Consider the following 22441-nt stretch of genomic DNA (forward strand, 5'->3'; position numbering starts at 1 on the left):
ACCTCACTTATATAAATTCATCAATAATGGACTTAAAGAGGCAGTCCGCGTTTTTTGTTTTTGTTCTTTCTTGCTTCCTTTTTATTTCTAGCTTCTATATCCTGGGGTGTTTCTCTCGTTCCCCAAGTCGATTTCCAGAAGGTAACCCAAGCGATAGGCATTTGCCATAACAGTATGAATTCATAGAAAATACAGAATACAAACCCAAAGATCCATAACTTGCTCTTACGCAATAATAGATGTGCGAGACTCATCAGCATCGCCATGAGTAATAATCCCATGAGGAATGTACCTGGGAACACATGATACATGATCGGAACATACACCAAATTGTACAGTACGATAACAGGCGCAGCGATAGGTACGATTAGACCAATATAGAAGAATAACGTCATGAAAGGTTCCTTACGCCAGATAAAACTTCCAGCAATGAGCGATTCCCGCAACCATGAGCGTTTCCATCTCATTTGTTGTTTCAAGAAGACCCCCATATCTGAGGGAACAACGGTTGAACAGATTGCACGATCCTGATACCCCGTACGATGCGTTCTCAATATAAAGTTCGTCATACTTCGGTCATCACCGAAGGTGGCCGGTTGTCCCAGAAATTTCTGATTAAGCCAAGCATGGGTATGCTTCTCAATCAGTTCTTTACGATAACAAGATAATGGGCCTGATAAGCAGGTTACACTATCGAACCACGATTCAGCTGCTTTCATAATCCGAAAGGCAATGTAATATCTGACGGTCTGTAGCTTCGTTACCGTATTCGTATATTTGTTCTCTACATCTGTTCGACCAGCAACACCACCCATGCGGGGGTCTTGGAAGGGCTGAACCAGATGCTTAATTGCCATCGGGTCCAGAAAGCTATCCGAATCAACAAACACAACCAAATCATGCTTAGCCATTTCTACACCCTTCACGAGGGCGACCCGTTTTCCTCCATTTTCCGTTAACACATGCATTCTCAGGCGTTCCTTGGTCATGTATCGATCTGCTTCTCTATGAATCATCTCGATCGTCTTCTCTATCTGCTCCACCGACTTATCTGTTGAACGATCATCAACAACGATAACCTCCAACTTATCAATCGGATAATCCTGATTCATACAACTTAATATTGTGCGGTGAATCCATTCCTCTTCATTGAAACAAGGGATGATAATTGATACTCCCGGCATGTAGTCAGGATTAATTGGCACATCCCGATATAGAGCACCGAATAAATAACGTGTTAATAGAAATGCCGCAGCTATAAGACTATATAAGTACAGGACCAAATTATATTTGAAATATATAATACTCTCCGCACGCATGAGCATAATGAATACAACAGCTACAAACAACAACCCACTGGCTGTATACACGGAGTATCCCCATCGCTTCTTCTGGAAATATTCTGTTAGAGGTTTCACAAATTCAAATGCAATCATCTGCTTCACTTGATTCTCCACCGTGTGGTCAAATCTGCGGATGATCACTGCCTCCGTCTTGACCCTCGACTCGAAACCTTCAGGCATCGTACCTGGTGGGATATCGAATCGAATTGACACGGTATCCTCAACCTTGAAATCGTAAGTGGCCTCCTGTAACTCAACCAATATTCCCGTAGATGAGATATCCACGGCTCGCGCCTTTATACCAGACTTCTTCTTCTGTCCTTTGGCAACAATCAGAACCTCAAAGTCTGCCGTATACCTTAAGCTAAGCATACGTATCTTGCTGAGATACTCAGAGTCCATTCCCCCGTCAATCGCTGTCGCATCCTGTTCTTGCATACCCCTGCGGTCAAGCGTTACCCTGATATTCTCAGGATCGGGTACATTGGATAATGTGCGTCTATCTGTTCTTGGAGAAGTTAGTACCTCTTCAATCCTTTTCCTGTGTTTTCGTCTTCTTATCACGGTTGTAATTCCCCAATCTATTCATTATAGCCTCCAGTAATAGTAGCCTTGACTCTCAAATTCAGCTTTGTTATATACACCTTTGATATCTATCAACACCTTCGATTGACCTTTACTGTACATTCGGTCAATATCTTCGAAGCTCATTTGTGCGAATGATTCATGTGCAACAGCCAGAATCAGAACGTTCAATTCACTCAAATCCGATTCTGTAGACATCTCAAGTCCATACTCTGAATAGACCTGGCCTTGATCCACTAGGGGATCAACGAGGATAGGGTCGATGCCATACTCCTGAAGCTCTTCAATAATATCGGTAACTTTCGTATTACGAATATCTGAGGAATCCTCTTTGTAGGATAGACCTAACAATCCTATTCTAGCTTGATTCAAATCAAGTTTCAGACGGACTAGTATTTTAATAATATGTTGGGCAATAAATTTACCCATTCCATCATTAATATGACGGCCAGCAAGGATAATCTGTGAATGATAACCAATATCCTCAGCTTTGTACGTTAGATAATACGGATCAATACCGATACAGTGCCCTCCCACAAGACCCGGGGAGAAATCAAGGAAATTCCACTTCGTGCTAGCAGCCTTAAGAACCTCTTTCGTATCGATTCCCATTCGATTGAACAACATCGAAAGCTCATTCATGAAGGCGATGTTAATATCCCGCTGCGCATTTTCAATAACTTTCGCTGCCTCAGCAACTTTAATACTTTCCGCTCTATATACTCCTGCCTCTATGACTAGCTCGTACACTTTCGCAATGGTTTCCAGTGCTTCCTCATCGATACCAGAAACAATCTTCACGATGTTCTCCAGGCGATGAACTCTATCCCCTGGATTAATTCGTTCAGGAGAGTACCCAACCTTAAAGTCCTCACCACAACGCAGGCCCGATTCCGCCTCCAGAATAGGAATACATATTTCCTCAGTTACCCCCGGATAGACTGTTGACTCGAACACAACGATGGCACCCTTGGTCAGTTTCTTGGCTACAATTCGACTGGCACTTTGAACATATTTCAGGTCCGGCACATTCCCGCTTTGGACGGGTGTAGGAACCGCTATAATGAAGAATTTCACGCCATTCAGTTGTTCTACATCCGAAGTGAAGTCTACGGAACAGTCTCTGATATCTACATCCATCATCTCACCCGTAGCATCGATGCCATTACGATATCCATTTACCTTCTGCTCATTTATATCAAATCCAATGACGTTCACTCTTTTTGAAAACGCAACAGCTATAGGGAGTCCCACATAGCCAAGTCCGATGACAGCCAATTTCTCTTGAAGTTCAACTATGTTTTCATAAAGTTCCATCTCATTCATTCCCCGTTTTTATAGACTATTGCTCTTCAATTAAATCTGCCATTTTTACGAATGTAAATCCCTTGCTCTTCATCCCATCTAGTATTCTTGGCAATGCCTCAATGGTATGAATGTCATCAAGCATATGTAGCAAAATGATACTTCCTCTTTCCGACTTCGTCATAATATCATGGACAATATCATTTGCACTGTTGGAGGAATCCCAATCTAGTGCAGTTACTTCATACATCGCAATGTTGGGATATCCCGTAGCAGCGATGGCCTTCGCCCTTTCATCATCTACAACGCCAGTCGGCGGACGAAATAACATCACTGGCTGTTGCTGAATCGCATCTGTAATCACTTGGTGAGCTTTCACCAGATCCTCTTGCAGTTCCTTTGGTGTTATGGAAGTAACCACCGGATGATTGTAGGAATGATTTGCAACGTCATGCCCCCCCTCGACGATAGCTCTCGCAAGATTTGGGTTAGTCTCCACACCCTTTGCCCTCAAAAAGAAGGTCGCAACCGTATCATGTTCTGCTAATATATCCAGGATCTTTGTTATCGTTTTATCACTTCCCCAATCATCAAAGGTAAGTGCAACCTGTTTCTTATTCGTGTTCACTTTATAAATAAGCTCGTATTTCTCGTCTTGATAGTCCAAATTGATTTTAGCCGCATCGTAACCAGGGATTTGCTCCAGCGGCTTTCTCACACCACCGTTCTCCACCAATTGTTCTAATCGAATTAGCTTATACCCGATCTCATCTGCCGCCTCCGCAATATACTTAATAGATGAGATAACTTCAGGGTTAATATCGGTGTTTAACGAAATAATCCCCCCTCTGGAGATGTACCTCTTCACGTAATCACCTATGGTCTTTGCATCCTTCATGTCTCGATCCTTGGGATTGATGTTGTAGCTGACTACAGCTTCCATCCCATTATGCGCCGCAGCTAAGCGTACATCATCAGTGAAATCACCGGATTTGGTCCGCACATACTTGGGGGTCACGCCTGTTTCTTTCGCAATAACCTGATTACTCAGTTTAATTTCCTTATAAATCTGTTCATAACTAAGCTTACTCATGTCCAGCCCATTCAGCGTGTTACTCTCAATCTCATGGCCCCGATCCAAGATGTCTTTCGCGATATCTGGTTCTTCCGCCACTCTCATCCCTGGTAGAAAGAAGGTTGCCTTAATATGATAGGTATCTAGTTCATCTAATAGTTTCTTCATGGTCTCAGCATCACCCATCCCGTTAAAGGAAAGTGACAGCTCCCGCTTAGCGGTATACACCATCGAAATCTCCCTACTCTTCTCACCTGTATATCGTGTAATCGGTTGATCCACTTCGCTCTTAGTATTCAGATTATTAGTAGAATCGTCTCTACTTCCAGATGTCCCGCAGCCTGCAATAAATAACAGCGCAAGCACGATGATCATAGGGGCGAAATGTCGTCTGGCTATTTCCTCTCGACCTACGTCCATACCTCTACTCCTTTATATAAACGTTATACTTTCATTTACCCCTTATCGTATCACATGAATATGCGCAGAAAAATTAACCATTTGCCCTAATTAAATCCATACGATTCATCCCCGTAATAATTCCTTCTTTTGCTTCTAACTAAGTAAACAAGAATTAACCCGATCGTAAATCGACCGGGTTAATTCTTGGATATACTAGTAGAGCCTATTATTTAAGATCAATTCGGAAATGCTTGTCGCAATGCTGCCAGTCCATCCTTATAGATACCATGGAATAGATTAATGACCTCTTCGTCACTAACCCCTACAGGAGTGAAGCTGCCCGACCACTCCACGAGCGATGATTGGCTGCCATCAAGCTCACGAACGTGAATTGTGGATAGATAATTAGTGACTGGAAATGGTGATTCCATAATGGAGTAGGTGTATGCGCGCTCCTTGTTGTTGAATGCTTCCAAGCGCTCTATTATTACATTTCCATCAGGGTTAGCAAGCTTACGCACGCGTCCACCTTGGCTCAATTCGCTTCTGGGTATATATGGTAGCCAGTCCGGTAGTGAGTTAAAGCCACCAATCAATTTCCATACCTGATCAGGCGAAGCTGGGATTTCTAGCGTTGTCGTAGTCTGTGTCATATCGATTACTCCTTTTGAGAATTTATTGGCAATGGTGCGTTATCTGCCACCAGTCTCTGATCGCGCATTTCCTGCCAGAATTCGGCCGGAATAACAGTATTCAATGCAGCCTGGTCCTCTGCAATTCGCTCCGGTCGGCTAGCACCAGGGATAACCGCAGCAACTGCCGGATTGGCCAGTGCAAATTGCAGGGCAGCAGCCTTGATACTGGTATCGTGGCGCTGTGCTATGCTCTTCATCCGCTCGACCTTCGCAATAATCTCTTGTGATGCCTTCTGATACTCGAAATGAGTACCTCCAGCCAAGATGCCTGAGCTGTATGGGCCCCCGACAATAATATTCACATTTTTATCTACGGCGGAGGGCATTAATCGTTGTAGTGCACGCTCATGATCGAGCAACGTATAGCGACCAGCGAGCAAGAATGCATCCGGCTTCGCTTCGTCCAGTTCCAGCGTGATTTCAATTGGTTCTACGCGGTTCACTCCAAGTCCCCAAGACTTAATTACTCCTTCTTCGCGCAATTGTGTCAGTACACGAAATGCCCCCGTTCTTGCCGTTTCAAAATGCGAGATCCACTCGTCTCCATAAAAATCCTGTGCTATATCATGAATGTAGACGATGTCCAGACGGTCAGTCTTCAAACGTTTCAGGCTTTGCTCGATAGAACGAAGGGTGGCGTCTGCACTATAGTCGTTGACGATCTTATTCTTACGTCCAAATTCAAACAGTCCCCCCTTCTCTCCCAAGTCACGCAAGGTTGGGTCTTCGAGTTCGTCCAGAATCAGCCGGCCTACTTTTGTACTCAATACATATTCATCGCGATTGCGTTTCGACAATGCTTCACCAAGGCGAATCTCGGCCAGACCGGCACCATAGAATGGAGCACTGTCGAAATAACGAATGCCATGCTCCCATGCCGCATCCACAGTTGCCATTGCTTCTTCTTCTGGGATATCACGAAACATATTTCCAAGCGGAGCAGTACCAAAACCCAATTTACCCTGAAACAGATTGTCCTTCATTATAATAAATCCTCCTATATGAATTGATGAGATACGAGTTATGACTATTTCCATTATGAAAAATATTTCCCGTAAGCTCATCGCTCAAGTTGTTTTTATCTTACAAGCCCCATTATGAAATATATAAACATAAATGTATATTACGCACATTAAAGTACCGTAGGTACCAATAAGTACTGTAGGTACTAATAAGTATCTCTTTAATGGTGAATTGAATTCATCTGTCATACGAAAAAAAGTACCGTCAGTTAAGGCACTCATGCCCTCTGACGGTACTTCTAGTTTATTAACCTTTCAGCACCAAGGATATCTTCTTGGCATATATCACTCTGGTAACTACACCTGCGCTAGACTCGTTCGAGCAACAATTTCATCTATGAAGCACTGTAGCGTGCTCGTTACATACGAATCCTTACGTCGTATAAAGATCGTCGTGACTTCACGATAAGGTTCAGGTAAGTCATGACAAAACACAGTACCGCTAGCAACCAGATCCATCACCGATGATTCTGGAATAATCGTTATTCCTATGCCTGCCGCTACACTGCCTATAATCGTCCCAAACGTTCCGAACTCCATGATCTGTTTCGGGACAATACCCTCCACCTTCATCCAACTTTCAAGTCTCCCACGATAACCGCAACCTTTGTTGTATAGTAACAGTGGTCTTGTCGTGATATCCTCCATCGAAAAGGTGTCTCCCTTGGTCACCAGAACAAGCTTTTCTTGAATAACCTCAACCTGTTCCAGTAAAGGATGCCTGATAGGACCTGTAACAAATGCACCATCTAGCTTCATATCAATGACCTTTTGCAACAAGAGATCTGTTACTCCAGCATTCAGTGATAATTCAACATTCGGATACTTGCTATGGTATGAGGATAAAATATCCGGTAGAGCAACCACAGTCTCCACGATACCGATCTTAAGGACACCAGAAGGGTTCATTTTATCTTGAAAAGCAAGCTTCATTTCATCCATTCTAGACAAGATCTCTCTCGCATGTTCCAACAATCGTTTTCCTTCTGTATTAAGGATCATCCCCCGCTTATGACGATAAAATAAGGGGGTCTGAAGTTCCTTCTCAAGTAATTTAATTCTTGCTGTCACATTGGATTGAACGTAGTTCATCTCCAATGCTGCCTTGCTGACACTTCCATGTGTAGCGACGCTCTGAAATATTTTCAAATCATTAAATTCCAATGTGATAACCCCTCTGTAATCCTTGCTACGTACATTACTTCTTTCTAATATCATTATAAATGATGATAAACTTTATTATCAATCATTTTACTATACCCTTTTTTCTCCCTATCATGGGTATTACAATATTACATCGGCAGATTTATGCTAGGGAGAGACAACATGCTAAAGAAACAAATCATCATCGGGTCCATTTTGTGCCTCATTGCTAGTATGTCTTGGGGTGCCATGTTTCCCGTCGCACACATGGCATTACAGAAAATAGACTCATTTTATTTCTCGTTTATTCGTTATGCACTCGTTGCTGTTATGCTCAGCGTGATGCTTTTGATAAAAGAGGGGAAATCAGCGTTTCGCTTCGAGGGAAGAGGCAAATCTTTATTATTTTTCGGAACGATGGCCTTTTCGGTCTATAACATGTGCGTCTTCCTAGGACAACACCTCATGGGTGAATCAGGTACCGTTGCAGCCTCCATCATGGAAGTGCTCATGCCGATGATATCCATTGTGGTCTTATGGATCACAACAAGAAAAGCCCCGAAGAAATTTATGATCACAAGTGTAGCGATCGCACTTGCCGGCGCTTTACTTGTCATTACCAACGGAAATATGGAATTTTTCATGATGGCTGGTCAACATGCGTTCCCATTGCTAATGATCTTTGTGGGTGTTGTGGGATGGGTAGTCTATTCCATGGGCGGAACTCAGTTTAGGGATTGGTCAATACTTCGCTATTCTACATTAACCTGTATATTTGGCAGTGTAGTGAATTTCGTAATCGTCACCCTTGCCTCAAGCTTTCAGTTAGTTCCAGTTCCTACACTTGACACGATACTCTCCATTAAATATGAAATGGCCTTTATGGTCTTGTTACCAGGGCTAGCTGCCTTGCTATGTTGGAATCAAGGACTCAAGTTGTTGTCCCCACCTAACGGATTATTATTTATCAATTTTGTCCCTATTACGACATTCGTCATTATGGCTTTCCAAGGTTATCACATCAGTAACTATGAATTTTTCGGAACGTTACTCATCATTTTTGCACTCGTACGAAACAATGCTTATCAGCGCAAGACCATACCGGAAAAAGACCACAGAGCATATACAACTGCACGTGATCCTAAAGTTGAACTTATTGAAGCAGCCCCGTGACCATGGGGCTTTTCTTCATGAATAATTTCATTTCAGTTATGATGACATAGGTTCTGTATATATGACTCTTGTCGGTTTATTGTACTGGTTCAACCAGATCGACAAAAGACCAGGTAGCTCCCTCGTCTATCGAATTAAATCTTGCAACTACGTTACCACCTTGATAATCTCCGTTAGGTCCCTGATTCACATGCAAAATACCTTGGATTTCATCAAAGGTAGGTACTTCTGCTACTGTAAAGATCCCTTTAAATTCCGAAGGAATCGGTATCTCAATCTCATCCCAATTCTTCCCCCCATCGAAGGTTCGATATACGGATGGACCTTCCGGTTCAGAATTCACTGCAATAGAACCGAAAGAGATAAATCCAATATTCTCATTAATAAAACTACCGCTAGTTATATGTCTATTGGTGTCTTTGACGGTTCCTGTCATGATCCATCTATTCCCGCCATCGTTTGTGTTATAGATAGCATTAGCTTCAAAGCCCATCGTACCCTCAGAACTTATAATCAAATAGCCATTTTGTTCGGATGTAAAACCAAGAAATCGTACCCTGACATCAGGTGAATCGGTAACATACTTTTTTATCCACGTTTTCCCTTTATCTGTAGATTGTAGAATACTGAAATTAGTCCCCCGGTACTCATTATCTATGACAATCTGTTCACCAATGACAAATGCCATCCTATCTCTTGTAATCACATAACTTCCATCTATTAAATTCTGTCTAGAACCATTGTAATCTCCCGCAAATAATTCTTCTAAAGATGCAGGCACAACTTTCCAATGATATCCATTGTCATAAGTTACTCTCAGCTTTTTGTTGTAAATCTGATAACGATTATTCTCAAGATTCTCTTCATCAGACTTCATCGTATTCGTCATGGGTAAGATTCTATTTAAATCCTCTTTGTAGAATTTAAGATAATATGTAACTCCTATCGTAATTAATAGCAACAACGTGATTACAGCCGACACTATCTTCAAGTTATGATATTGTTTATTTGATGTCATGAACAAACTCCTCATATAAATTGTATTATTAAAACCTGATCCACTCTTACACTATACTATCACACTGTAAATCCATATTTTACCTTATTATTCTGATATGTTTTTTCATACGCAAAAATGACCACAGCGCTTATACTAAGCACGTGATCATAAATTAAATAAGTATAATCCCACTCCAACAATAGAGTAGCTTCTTTGTTGATAGGAGCAGAGGCAGACTTCTAGTCCCTAGGACAAAGACCCTGTCTCTGTTTCCCATGAGGATATCATTTCTCTCACTAATTCCTTATTTCGTTTTTTAAAAAGCTCGTTATGTGATGAGACCATACCTATTTTATCAGCTGTCGGCTGAATAAATTGTTTAGCCTTATTTACAGCATTAGCTGCATCTTGGAAGGCGCCCGCTATTAAATTTAATTTCCCATCATGCATTAGAATATCACCAGCAGCATAAATCCCGTCGATCGAAGATTCGCTAGTAGAATTACCTGCAATATAGTATTGATCTGCTATAGCAATTTTCACTTCACTTTTCTCAAGTAATGTCGTATCACGCTCATACCCATGATTAATAATCACTTCATCAATTGCTAAATACGTAACCTCTCCCGTCTCATGATTGGTTAGTTCCACGCGATCAATGAATTCATGCGTCTCAGAAGCCATTAATTTGGTGATCGAAGTATTAAAGAAACACGCTGCTGAACTATTCATCAGTTGTGTTACTTGTGATTCATGTCCAGATAAGGCATCTTTTCTATATGTTAAATACACTTTTTTGGCGATAGGCTCTAATTCATTAGCCCAGTCTATCGCAGAGTTTCCTCCACCTGAAATGATCAGTGTTTTTTCTCTAAAATGATTGAATGATTTCACTGTGTAATTAAGATTCGTAACTTCAAATCTCTCTGCTCCCTCGATCTTCAGCTTCTCAGGGTTTAATATTCCACTACCAACCGCCACAATGACTGTCTTTGAATAATGTCTTTGACCTGAGGCAGCTATCAACACAAATAACCCTTCTTCATTACGTGTAATCGACTCCACTTGTTCATTCAACACGACCTCTGGGTTAAACGTTAATCCCTGCTCTACAAGCTGTTCAATTAGCTTAGCTCCGGTTAACGGAGTCTGTCCACCAACATCCCATATCATCTTCTCAGGATATACATGAATTTTCCCACCTAATTGCGGTTGGTACTCAATAATCTTAGTTTTCATTTCTCTTAATCCGCTATAAAAAGTAGAGTACAGCCCCGCTGGACCGCCCCCAATCACCGTTACATCAAACAGTTCATCCTCTTCCACTTCAACACTCTCCTAAGCATTCAAATGTAACTGATTATCATTATCAATTGAATATACACGCATTATTTCTTTATTACAAGACAAAAAGCAGTTGACACCTCCCTGGAACTCCGCTATATTTATCGAGATTGATAATCATTATCATTAAATTTTTAATTACTTAGACAGATGGAGGTTCCCGCATGGTTCGCCTTTATACAGATCAACTGAGCATTGGCTATGGTGAACGCTTAATTGTAAATAATCTAAGCGTTACGATCCCAGATAAAAAAATCACAACCATCATCGGTTCCAATGGCTGTGGTAAATCTACATTATTAAAGGCTATCACTCGTATTATTCCACATCAATCTGGAAGCGTTGTGTTAGATGGAGAAGATATATCGAAGGGAAGTACCAAGATCCTTGCGACAAAAATGGCCATTCTCCCACAAACGCCAGAAAGTGCAAATGGGTTAACCGTCGGTGAGCTGGTATCGTATGGTCGATTTCCCTATCAAAAAGGATTTGGGCGCTTAACGCAAAGGGATTATGAAGTCATTGACTGGGCACTTGAAGTCACAGGAACAAAGGACTTTAAATACCGCCACATCGATTCACTTTCAGGAGGGCAACGCCAACGGGTATGGATTGCTATGGCCCTAGCCCAAGAAACGGAAATTATTTTCCTTGATGAACCTACGACCTATTTAGATCTAGCACACCAGCTAGAAGTATTAGAACTTTTGCAAAAACTCAATGTCGAGCAGGAACGTACGATTGTGATGGTCCTTCACGATTTGAACCAAGCGGCTCGCTTCGCTGATTATATCATTGCTCTAAAAGAAGGTGAAATTGTGAAAGCTGGCGATTGTGAAGAAGTTATTCATCATGATGTGCTTAAAGAAGTGTTCCATATTGATGCCGAGATCGGCCGAGACCCTAGAACAAACAAACCTATGTGTGTTACATATAATCTATTAAGAGGAGACTATACAAATGAAAAAGCTATTCCTACCAATCATGCTACTGATGGTGCTAGTCGTAAGTGCGTGTAATAACAATAATACTAGCAGTAACAGCAAAGTTAACAGTGAACCTGCAAAACAAGAGGACACCACAGCTACACCAGAGAAGAAATCAGGAACCATCACCTATCAGTCTGAGAATGGTCCCATTGAAGTTCCTGCTGACCCACAGCGTGTTATCGTCCTTTCTACTTATGCAGGTGACGTCATGGCTTTGAACGTTAATCTTGTCGGCGTTGACTCGTGGTCAAAGAGTAACCCCCGCTTTGAAGCAGAAATCAAAGATGCTGCCGAAGTCACCGATGAAAACTTAGAGAAAATCATTGAATTAGACCCTGATCTGATCATTGGTTCATCCACGATGAACAATATCGATAAATTAAGCAAAATTGCCCCTACAGTAACGTATACATACGGCAAATTAGATTATTTAACACAACATTTAGAGATTGGTAAGCTGTTAAATAAGGAAAAAGAAGCTCAAACGTGGATTGATGATTTCAAGAAACGTGCTCAAGCAGCTGGAGAAGAAATTAAAGCTAAAATTGGTGCCGACGCAACTGTTTCTGTCATTGAGAACTTCGACAAGCAAATTTACGTATTCGGGAATAACTGGGGACGTGGAACAGAAATATTGTACCAAGAAATGAAATTGAAAATGCCTGACAAAGTTACCGAAATGGCCTTAAAAGATGGTTACTATGCATTATCATTGGAAGTTCTACCTCAATACGCAGGAGACTATGTCATCTTTAGTAAAAGCTCTGATACTGATAATTCATTCCAAGAAACCGATACTTACAAGAACATCCCAGCTGTTAAGAATAACCGCATATTCGAAGCGAATGCGAAAGAGTTCTACTTTAATGATCCAGTAACACTAGATTACCAACTAGAATTCTTCACGAAGAGCTTTCTCGGGAAATAATACAAAGATACTATAACAGAAAAGATGAGTGATTTATGAATACAGAACCACAACGTATCATCCCATTTACTTATAAATTCATTGCGGCAATTATAGTATTTGTTGGTATATTCGTTGTTGCCATGGTATTTGGGGCAGCTGATACGACGATCACTGATGTATGGCTAGCCCTTACTTCTCATGCTACAGGAGAAAATATATCGATCATTCGTGAAATTCGCTTACCACGTGAAGTCGCAGCGATTTTCGTAGGGGCTGCTCTAGCTGTTTCTGGTGCAATTATGCAAGGTATGACAAGGAACCCCCTTGCCGATCCCGGTTTGCTAGGGCTATCTGCTGGGGCTAATGCCGCTCTTGCAATCACGATGGCATTCCTTCCTTCTGTGAATTACTTGGGGATAATGTTGGCTTGTTTCATTGGTGCAGCTCTTGGAACACTCATGGTATTTGGCATTGGTGCCATGAAAAAAGGGGGCTTCTCCCCTCTTCGCATTGTGTTAGCTGGCTCAGCTGTTTCCGCATTTCTTTACGCTATCGCCGAAGGCGTTGGCATCTACTTCAGAATTTCCAAGGATGTATCGATGTGGACTGCTGGAGGGATTATCGGAACTTCGTGGAGTCAACTACAAATTATTGTTCCATTTATTTGTGTTGGTATCCTTATTTCTCTAATCCTATCCCGACAACTAAGCATCTTGAGTCTGAACGAAGACGTTGCCGTTGGATTGGGTCAAAGAACAACACAAATTAAAATCATTCTGTATATCGTTATCATCCTACTCGCGGGAGCTTCCGTTGCGCTTGTCGGGAATATGGCCTTCATTGGCTTAATGATACCTCATATTGTTCGTGCTATTGTGGGAACAGATTATCGATTTATTATACCGATGTCTGTTATTTTTGGAGCTAGCTTTATGATGTTCGCAGATACACTAGGTCGTACAATAAATGCTCCTTATGAAACACCTGTAGCCGCTATTGTTGCGATAATAGGCTTACCTTTCTTCCTATTCATCGTACATAAAGGGGGCAAGGTATTCTCATGATTCACCCTGATATCATCAGAAAGCAACGAATCATCCTATGTATTTTGCTAGCACTCATAATTATGACCATCATTGTTTCACTAGGACTAGGATACTCTTCACTATCTTATGACCGACTGATTCCAACACTTTTTGGCCAAGGTACATTTAAAGAGGACTTTGTGCTATTTTCAGTACGATTACCCCGCATTATTATAACCTTGTTAGCTGGGATGACACTTGCATTATCGGGTGCTATTTTGCAGGGAATTACACGAAATGATCTAGCTGATCCCGGTATTATCGGTATCAACTCTGGAGCAGGCGTTGCCATCGCAGGTTTCTTCTTGTTCTTTCCTATCCAAGCAGGTTCATTTGTTTATATGCTTCCAATCGTCGCTTTCGTCGGTGCTCTTGTCACGGCAGGTCTTATTTATGTGTTGTCTTACAAGAAAAATGTAGGTCTTCAACCCGTAAAATTAGTACTCGTTGGGATCGGATTCTCCATGGCGTTATCCGGCGTAATGATTGTATTAATCTCGTCGGCAGAACGTGCAAAGGTCGATTTCATCGCCAAATGGTTAGCGGGGAATATATGGGGTTCTGACTGGCCCTTTATCTGGGCACTCCTCCCTTGGTTAGCTATTCTTATTCCATTCTCGTTATACAAGGCAAATCGATTGAATCTGTTAGGCTTAAATGAGCCGGTGGCCATCGGTGTTGGTGTGTCCATTGAAAAAGAACGTATCATACTGTTATTAACTGCTGTAGCACTTGCCGCTTCCGCCGTTTCTGTCACAGGAGGTATTGCGTTCATCGGACTTATGGCTCCACATATCGCCAAATCTTTAGTAGGACCTAGAAATCAATTATTTATCCCGGTTGCGATTCTGGTTGGTGGCTGGTTACTATTATTTGCAGATACTATAGGCCGTAATATCATTGAACCTGCAGGTATCCCGGCTGGTATTATGGTCGCAATCATCGGTGGACCGTATTTTATGTATCTATTAATAAAGAAATAAATAAATTTACAACGTTATTCATTCCTATCTGGGTTTCGCTCAGAGTCATGCCCTATTCTTGCAAATAGACTCCGAACGATGCACAATAGAAGTGAACAATATTGTGCACAATCAGTCGGTATCGTAATATGGGTACACAAATACAACATAGAGGATGATTAACCATGATTATTATCCATGCACACATGCAAGTAAAACCGGATCAAGAACAAACATTTCTAGAAGAAGTGAAAGCTCTGCTGTCTGCCACAAGAGCAGAAGAAGGTAATATCAGCTATGATCTTATGAAGAACACAGAGCTAGCGCATCATTACACTATGGTTGAGTTGTGGAACGATGTTGAAGCAACAGCAATACACAATTCAAGTGCACACTTTAAAGATTTCGTTCAGAAATCCCAAGCTTTCATGGCAGCGCCTATGAATGTTAAAGTATTTAACGGCGAGACTGTAAACCGTTAATTCTGAGTGTAAATGACCAACACCTCATATCAACACAGAAAACTCGTCCGATGCTAAGAATGCATTGGACGAGTTTTTTCTGTTATCCGTACCTTGAAAGTATACCCTTGATCAAATATGGAAGAAAACACCCAATCAGCTGCAATTTAGCCATACTTCTGGGATGCCTCTTTTGTTATGGCATCTCACCTACCTGTTCTCATGACAAAGAAAAAGAGACAAGAAGCGTATCGCCTTGTCTCTCACGTATGCCTAACTTTACCCCGCTACCGTCTCCAAAGCCACTTCGATCATGTCGTTAAACGTGGTTTGTCTTTCAAGCGCAGTGGTTTGCTCACCTGTGATGAGATGGTCACTAACCGTTAAGAGAGACAATCCTCTAACGCCAAATTTAGCTGCTAGGTAATACAGTCCTGCTGTTTCCATCTCTACTGCTAATACGCCATGTTTGCCAAGCTTCATCACTATAGAATCATCTTCCGTGTAGAAAATATCAGAAGACAGCACATTTCCTACGTGAAGGTTAAGACCTTTTTCAGTTCCAATTTCATATGACTTTTTGATTAAATCAAAGTTTCCAATCTGCGGGAAGTCATATCCTGGGAAGATGTTACGAACGATAGCCGAATCTGTAGCTGCCGCTTGTCCAATAATAACATCTCGAATTTTCACATCCGATTGTATGGCGCCACATGTTCCAATACGAACCAAATTTTTGACACCATAAATATTTATTAATTCATGAATATAAATGGATGCGGATGGCATACCCATTCCTGTCCCTTGAATGGATACACGGTTTCCTTTATAAGTTCCTGTATAGCCGAGCATACCACGAACATTATTGTAGCAGACTGCGCCTTCTAGAAAAGTTTCTGCAATATACTTTGCACGTAATGGATCACCCGGTAGTAATACAGACTCTGCAATTTCCCCAGCTTTTGCTTCAATGTGTGCACTCATGTAAATTGCCTCCAATTGTTATATTTATTCGTTAAGAAAACGGTTACAACGAAATCATATCACAATATATATCTACGTTCTGTTAAAGGGTTAACCCGACTTTTGTGAACTGGTTAACACAATAATCGTTAAAGCGTTAACTGAAATAAAGCGCTTACATTGTTATATTAATTGCACGACATATCTACTGGCTATTCCATTTTCGAAGTTCTGGGATCTCTTCTATTTTATTGCAAATGGATTCAAGTTTGCTCTTATCTAAGATAAATAAGTATTTATCCTGAATATCGAGAATTCCCTCGGCTTGAAAATCACTTAGGGTCTTGGAGATCGATTCTCTAGTTACTCCGAGCATATTAGCCATCAAGGATTGTCTAATCTTCAAATCTATTTTGTAAACGTTATCATTGTGCTTACCGAAGTTGAAATACAGATCCATGATTAAATTCGCTGTCTTCGTTCGAACATCATACAACGACAAATAGCGAATTAACCGATTGAGTATCCGCATTCGCTCAATAAGGATCGTATAAGCTTTTCTTAGAACAGCAGGATATTGCTCAACGATATAAAGAAAGTCTTGCTTTCCAATTTGCCAGACTGAAACATTCTCCAAAGCTTCTACAGAAGAAATTCGATGATTGTCACTAGATAATGCTTCTGATTCACCCAAGATATCACCTGCCGTGGCAATACTAAGGACAATTTCTCTATCTTCACTTAGGCGATACACTTTCAGCATCCCTGAGCGAATTAAGTAAACCTCTTCACTGAGATCATTTTCAAACATGAGGACGTGGTTCTTTTTAAATTGACGTTCCTTTAATAAGGGTGCAATACGTAACAAGGCTTCCTCAGGAAGTTCCGAGAAAATTGTAATGTCAGAGAGGTTAGTAATCATTAGTGTCGATCCTTTCATTCAGCAATCTATATTCATTACGTTTCAGTTCAGAGGTAGAGAGTATTAAGCTCTATTATTACACATTTGAAGAAAAACAATGCCCGAAACGTTACAGGAACATTCCATACTGGAGGCTAGAAACGATATGAATTTCGAACGTATTAGTGTAATTGTACTCGATAGTGTTGGCATTGGCGAATTACCTGATTCAGCCAACTTTGGTGATGAAGGAAGCCATACACTTGGTCACATATGTGATCAGGTTCCAGAGATCAAGTTGCCAAATCTCACTTCACTTGGGTTAGGTAATATTGCACCGCTTTCAGCTATCCCAGAGGTGGACAACCCTCAAGCATATTATGGAAAAATGAATGAAATTTCAGTTGGTAAAGACACAATGACTGGTCATTGGGAATTGATGGGGTTGCATGTAGATGTACCTTTTCAGGTGTATCCGAATGGATTCCCCGCAGAGCTCCTAACGAAGTTTGAGGAATTGACAGGTAGAACAGTGATTGGCAACAAGCCATCCTCTGGTACCGTCATCCTAGACGAATACGGTGCAGAACAAATGCGTACTGGAGCATGGATTGTTTATACCTCTGGCGATAGTGTCCTTCAAATCGCAGCACATGAAGATATCATTCCACTTGAGGAGTTGTATCGTGGTTGTGAAATTGCTCGGGAACTCACGTTGAATGATCCATATATGGTTGGGCGTGTAATCGCTAGACCTTATATAGGCCAACCAGGAGACTTTACACGTACACCCAATCGGCACGATTATGCACTTGAACCATTTGGTGATACCGTACTCAATCACTTAAGCGACCAAGGATATGATGTCATCTCTATTGGCAAGATCAACGACATATTTACCGGAAGTGGAATTCAAGAATCTCATCCAACGAAGAGCAATCTAGACGGCATTCTGACGACCATTGAATTATTGAAGCGTTCATTTAACGGACTGCTCTTTACAAATTTAGTTGACTTTGACTCTTTATATGGCCATCGCCGTGACCCTCAGGGGTATGCTGCTTGTCTGGAAGAGTTCGATCAATATTTACCTGAACTTATAGAGCAAATCGGAGAAAAAGACTTGCTGATTATTACCGCTGATCATGGGAATGACCCAACAGCACCAGGTATGGATCATACCCGCGAATATGTGCCCATTCTGATCTACAGCCCTTCGCTCATAGAGAATACTGCCTCTATCGGGGTAAGAACCACTTTTGCCGATCTAGCTGCAACCATTGCAGACAATTTTAATGTCTCCAAGACAGAAATTGGGCGAAGTTTCTTAAATTTATTAAAGGTAAATGCGTAAACCAACACAATCATTAGGGGGAATTAGAAAATGAGAAAAATAATGAAAACCGTTTTACCCATGGTGTTGACCCTTTCATTAGTACTGACCGCTTGTGGTGGAAAGACTGGAACAAATACGGGAGCTGCGGATGGTGATACCGCAACCAGCGACAAAAAACTTAAAATCGGTATGGTAACTGACTTAGGGAGTATCAACGATAAATCATTTAACCAGAGCGCTTGGGAAGCATTACAGAAGTTAAACGTTGACCACGGTTACGATGTGAAATATCTAGAGCCGAAATCAGATAGTGAGGTTATGCCCAACCTACTGCAATTTGTAAAAGGTAACTATGACTTAACTTGGGCAACAGCATTTACCTTAGCAGATGCAGTTACACAGCTTGCGGGTGAATATCCGAATGCTAAATTTGGTATTGTAGACTCTGATATTGTTGTACCAAATGTAGCAGCCATCAACTTTAAAGAACAAGAAGGAGCTTTCCTTGTTGGTGTCATTGCCGGATTAACGACTAAAACAGACAAAATAGGCTTTATAGGTGGTATGAAAATCCCAGTTATTAAACGATTCGAAGCTGGCTTTAGAGAAGGAATTAAAGCAGTAAATCCAAATGCTAAATTGATTGTCAACTATGCAGGCGTATTTAACCGTGTAGATGTTGGGAAATCCGCCGCTGCTACGATTTATAACGAAGGTGCTGATATTATTTTCCACGCAGCAGGATTAACAGGTAATGGTGCATTTAATGAAGCTAAAGAACGTAAAGCCATTGGTGAGAATGTATGGGTCATTGGGGTAGATAAAGATCAGTCCTTAACTTTCGGTGATGATGTGACTTTAACTTCTATGATCAAAAAAGTGGATGAAGCCGTATATCAAATTTCCCAGGACTTAGCTGAAGGTAACTTCCCAGGGGGTAAGGTTACTACGATGGGTCTCAAAGAAAATGGTGTTGATATTGCCTCGACCTCTAGTAAGAATGTGGCACCTGAAGTACTTAAGACAGTAGAAGAATATCGCCAAAAAATTATTAACGGTGACATTGTCGTACCAACAGAATAAAGATCATTTCGTCCCTTGTGAATTACAATTTCTCAAGGGACGAATAAAATTGTGGGAGGGAATTCTTGTGAATAAAGCTGATATCGCGTTGGAGCTTAAAGGAATTACCAAAAGATTCCCTGGCATTGTAGCTAACGATTCAATTAGTTTTCAGTTAAAGCGTGGTGAGATTCATGCTTTATTAGGTGAAAATGGCGCCGGAAAGTCTACCCTGATGAATATTGTTTTTGGACTATACCAACCTGAGGAAGGTGAAATCCACATCAATGGTGTAAAGGCAATGATCGATAGTCCTAATAAAGCGATTGAACTCGGCATTGGTATGGTCCATCAACACTTTAAATTAGTAGAGCCCTTTACCGTAACGGAAAATATCATTCTTGGCTCGGAGCCAAAGCGTGGTATGCGCATTGATATTAAAGGTGCAAGTAAAAAGGTAAAGGAACTTTCTGAACAATATGGATTTGATATTGACCCTATGGCAACGATCGATTCGATTAGTGTAGGCATGCAGCAACGCGTTGAAATTATTAAGACCCTTTATCGCGGTGCCGATATTCTAATTTTTGATGAACCTACTGCCGTGTTAACACCTCAAGAGATTATTGAGTTACTTGAAATTATGAAACGACTTGTTGCCGAAGGCAAATCGATTATTCTCATTACTCATAAATTGAAAGAAATTATGGAGATAGCCGATACTTGTACAATTATTCGCCGTGGCAAAGTTATTGAAAGCGTTACCGTTAAAGATACCAATCCACAAGAATTAGCAGAGAAGATGGTTGGGAAAGCTGTCAATTTCAAGACAGAGAAACAACCGGCACATCCTACGGAGGTGTTGTTAGAAGCAAAAGATTTAGTTGTCGTTGATCGAAATGGAAAACATGTACTCAACCATATCTCATTTTCTTTACATGCAGGTGAGATTGTGGGAATCGCGGGTGTAGATGGAAATGGGCAAACCGAATTAATTGAATCACTAACGGGCATGCAATCGGTAAATTCAGGTGACATTCTATTAAAAGGTAAAAGTATCGTAAATCATACGCCACGTAATATTTCTGAATCGGGAGTCTCACATATCCCACAAGATCGACATAAACATGGATTAGTTCTGGACTTTTCTGTCAGTGAAAATACAATTTTGCAAACGTACCACCATCCTGAGATTACAAAGCGCGGCTTCATCAACGTTAATGCTAGAGACGATATGGCAACACGCTTAGTGAAAGAGTTCGATATACGAACACCGGGGATTGATACAAGAGTTGGTTCCATGTCTGGGGGAAACCAACAAAAAATCATTATTGCACGTGAAATCGATAAGGATCCTCAAGTCATGATAGCGGCACAGCCTACAAGGGGACTGGACGTAGGCGCCATCGAATTTGTTCATCAACAACTTATTGCTCAACGGGATCAAGGAAAAGCCGTGTTACTGGTTTCTTTTGAGTTAGAAGAGATTCTAAATGTTGCTGATCGTATCCTTGTTCTATTTGATGGTCAAATTGTTGGTGAGACTACGCCAGAGACAACCAATGAGCAAGAATTAGGACTGATGATGGCAGGTAAATACGAAAGAGGTGGATCGAGTGAAACTAAATGAAATCTTTAAACGCGAGTCCCTATTCGTTCCTATTATCGCCATCGTTCTTGGATTAGTTCTTGGAGCACTCGTTATGTATGTTGGAGGATACGATCCGATCTTAGCCTACCATTCCATGATCACACAAATTTTTGGAAGTACCTTTGATATTGGGGAAACTATTCGAACAATTGTACCCCTCGTGATGTGTGGATTGGCCGTTGCGATTTCTTTTCGAGCTGGAATGTTTAACATTGGGGTAGATGGCCAAATTATTATGGGTTCACTTGGCGCACTGATCGTAGGTACGCAAATCGATCTACCTCCTTTCCTACATGGTCTGGTAGCTATCCTTGTTGGAGCTCTATTTGGTGGATTATGGGGCGCACTAGTTGGCTACTTAAAGGCGTCAAAAGGAATCAGTGAGGTCGTCACTTCTATTATGCTTAACTTTATAGCGCTATACTTCAGCCAATTGGTGATTAATCAATTTATGTTGCAAGAGGGTACACAACGATCACAAATGATCAAGGATTCTGCAAGTATTCAAATGAGTTGGTTATCTAATTTTGCAGGTGGGGCACGTATTCACTGGGGTTTCATCATCGCGATCTTAGCTGTTATTTTCTACCAAGTATATTTAAACAAGACGAAATGGGGATATGAGCTGCGTGCCGTGGGCCATAATCCACATGCAGCAAACTATGCAGGAATGAATGTGTCACGTGTTATTGTACGAACCATGTTCATTTCCGGTGTGTTTGGTGGTTTAGTGGGAGCCTTTGATGTACTAGGCGTGTTTAAATACGTGGCCATCAGTTCTACGACTTCGGGCCTTGGATTCGACGGGATAGCCGTTTCCCTTCTTGGTGGAAATACAGCAATAGGTGTGTTGTTGTCAGGTATGCTCATTGGAGCACTCACTTATGGATCCCAAGGGATGAGCTTTGGTGCAGGTGTGCCCGGTGAAATTATTCGGATGGTCATTGGGTTTATTATCTTCTTCGTTGCTGCTCCTGGAATTGTAAGACTGCTCTTCCGTCCGTTTCATAAGAAAACTAAGAAGGAGTCGTAAA

General features: G+C 41.3%; 20 protein-coding genes. 10 read left to right on the forward strand and 10 right to left on the reverse strand.

The annotated features are described in order from the left end of the window. Positions 1-32: 32 nt before the first annotated feature. The 6 genes from PBAT_RS06475 to PBAT_RS06500 form a co-directional block, all read right to left on the reverse strand. Positions 33-1907, reverse strand: coding sequence for a glycosyltransferase family 2 protein (locus tag PBAT_RS06475; RefSeq protein WP_068647722.1), 1875 nt, complete (start codon positions 1905-1907; stop codon positions 33-35). A 24-nt stretch (positions 1908-1931) separates the two neighbouring features. Beyond that, the gene (locus PBAT_RS06480) at positions 1932-3245 is read right to left on the reverse strand and encodes a nucleotide sugar dehydrogenase (RefSeq protein WP_068647724.1); all 1314 of its coding nucleotides are present in this window, start codon (positions 3243-3245) and stop codon (positions 1932-1934) included. Between the two features lie 25 nt (positions 3246-3270). Beyond that, positions 3271-4728 (reverse strand): polysaccharide deacetylase family protein, encoded by a 1458-nt coding sequence (locus tag PBAT_RS06485; protein ID WP_068647726.1) that lies wholly within the window; start codon positions 4726-4728, stop codon positions 3271-3273. Positions 4729-4946: 218 nt separating this feature from the next. Continuing rightward, entirely contained in the window at positions 4947-5363 is a 417-nt protein-coding gene (locus tag PBAT_RS06490) for an SRPBCC family protein (RefSeq protein WP_068647728.1), read from the reverse strand. A gap of 5 nt (positions 5364-5368) precedes the next feature. After that, positions 5369-6388: an aldo/keto reductase gene (locus PBAT_RS06495; protein WP_068647730.1), complete on the reverse strand. Its 1020-nt coding sequence runs from the start codon at positions 6386-6388 to the stop codon at positions 5369-5371. Between the two features lie 336 nt (positions 6389-6724). Next, positions 6725-7591: a LysR family transcriptional regulator gene (locus PBAT_RS06500; RefSeq protein WP_068647733.1), complete on the reverse strand. Its 867-nt coding sequence runs from the start codon at positions 7589-7591 to the stop codon at positions 6725-6727. Between the two features lie 162 nt (positions 7592-7753). Between PBAT_RS06500 and PBAT_RS06505 the strand changes: the two genes are divergently transcribed. Next, positions 7754-8743: a DMT family transporter gene (locus PBAT_RS06505; protein ID WP_068647735.1), complete on the forward strand. Its 990-nt coding sequence runs from the start codon at positions 7754-7756 to the stop codon at positions 8741-8743. 76 nt (positions 8744-8819) lie between these two features. Here the strand turns inward: PBAT_RS06505 and PBAT_RS06510 are convergent, their stop codons facing one another. Together PBAT_RS06510 and PBAT_RS06515 are read right to left on the reverse strand one after the other, a co-directional pair. Then, the gene (locus PBAT_RS06510; RefSeq protein WP_068647737.1) at positions 8820-9761 is read right to left on the reverse strand and encodes a WD40/YVTN/BNR-like repeat-containing protein; all 942 of its coding nucleotides are present in this window, start codon (positions 9759-9761) and stop codon (positions 8820-8822) included. Between the two features lie 228 nt (positions 9762-9989). Next, positions 9990-11069 carry an NAD(P)/FAD-dependent oxidoreductase gene (locus tag PBAT_RS06515; protein ID WP_068647739.1) on the reverse strand — a complete coding sequence of 360 codons (1080 nt, stop codon included), beginning with the start codon at positions 11067-11069 and terminating at the stop codon, positions 9990-9992. A gap of 182 nt (positions 11070-11251) precedes the next feature. Here PBAT_RS06515 and PBAT_RS06520 point away from each other — a divergent pair, with 182 nt between their 5' ends. The 5 genes from PBAT_RS06520 to PBAT_RS06540 all read left to right on the forward strand — a co-directional run bounded on the left by PBAT_RS06520 (position 11252) and on the right by PBAT_RS06540 (position 15515). Beyond that, positions 11252-12106, forward strand: coding sequence for an ABC transporter ATP-binding protein (locus tag PBAT_RS06520; RefSeq protein ID WP_068647741.1), 855 nt, complete (start codon positions 11252-11254; stop codon positions 12104-12106). Beyond that, complete coding sequence (locus tag PBAT_RS06525) at positions 12048-13004, forward strand: iron-hydroxamate ABC transporter substrate-binding protein (RefSeq protein WP_068647743.1); 957 nt, start codon at positions 12048-12050, stop codon at positions 13002-13004. The genes PBAT_RS06520 and PBAT_RS06525 overlap by 59 nt, the downstream gene beginning before the upstream one ends. 35 nt (positions 13005-13039) lie before the next feature. Then, positions 13040-14050, forward strand: a complete 1011-nt coding sequence (locus tag PBAT_RS06530; protein WP_068647745.1) for a FecCD family ABC transporter permease — start codon at positions 13040-13042, stop codon at positions 14048-14050. Next, the gene (locus PBAT_RS06535) at positions 14047-15054 is read left to right on the forward strand and encodes a FecCD family ABC transporter permease (RefSeq protein WP_068647747.1); all 1008 of its coding nucleotides are present in this window, start codon (positions 14047-14049) and stop codon (positions 15052-15054) included. Before PBAT_RS06530 ends, PBAT_RS06535 begins: the two co-directional genes overlap by 4 nt. Positions 15055-15218: 164 nt before the next feature. Then, positions 15219-15515 carry a putative quinol monooxygenase gene (locus PBAT_RS06540; RefSeq protein WP_068647749.1) on the forward strand — a complete coding sequence of 99 codons (297 nt, stop codon included), beginning with the start codon at positions 15219-15221 and terminating at the stop codon, positions 15513-15515. Between the two features lie 258 nt (positions 15516-15773). Here the strand turns inward: PBAT_RS06540 and deoD are convergent, their stop codons facing one another. Continuing rightward, positions 15774-16478 (reverse strand): purine-nucleoside phosphorylase, encoded by a 705-nt coding sequence (gene deoD, locus PBAT_RS06545; RefSeq protein WP_068647751.1) that lies wholly within the window; start codon positions 16476-16478, stop codon positions 15774-15776. Between the two features lie 184 nt (positions 16479-16662). After that, positions 16663-17397, reverse strand: a complete 735-nt coding sequence (locus tag PBAT_RS06550) for a Crp/Fnr family transcriptional regulator (RefSeq protein ID WP_248912413.1) — start codon at positions 17395-17397, stop codon at positions 16663-16665. A gap of 127 nt (positions 17398-17524) precedes the next feature. Between PBAT_RS06550 and deoB the strand changes: the two genes are divergently transcribed. From deoB to PBAT_RS06570, 4 genes are all read left to right on the forward strand, one after another. Next, positions 17525-18712, forward strand: coding sequence for a phosphopentomutase (deoB, locus tag PBAT_RS06555; protein ID WP_068647755.1), 1188 nt, complete (start codon positions 17525-17527; stop codon positions 18710-18712). Between the two features lie 30 nt (positions 18713-18742). Beyond that, positions 18743-19777, forward strand: a complete 1035-nt coding sequence (locus PBAT_RS06560) for a BMP family lipoprotein (protein WP_188016990.1) — start codon at positions 18743-18745, stop codon at positions 19775-19777. A gap of 67 nt (positions 19778-19844) precedes the next feature. Continuing rightward, on the forward strand, positions 19845-21386 hold the full coding sequence (locus tag PBAT_RS06565; protein ID WP_068647757.1) for an ABC transporter ATP-binding protein: 1542 nt from the start codon (positions 19845-19847) through the stop codon (positions 21384-21386). Next, positions 21373-22440, forward strand: a complete 1068-nt coding sequence (locus tag PBAT_RS06570; protein ID WP_068647759.1) for an ABC transporter permease — start codon at positions 21373-21375, stop codon at positions 22438-22440. Before PBAT_RS06565 ends, PBAT_RS06570 begins: the two co-directional genes overlap by 14 nt. The last annotated feature ends 1 nt before the right edge of the window (position 22441 follow it).

The organism is Paenibacillus antarcticus (genome assembly GCF_001637225.1).
Classification (GTDB): domain Bacteria; phylum Bacillota; class Bacilli; order Paenibacillales; family Paenibacillaceae; genus Paenibacillus_AQ; species Paenibacillus_AQ antarcticus.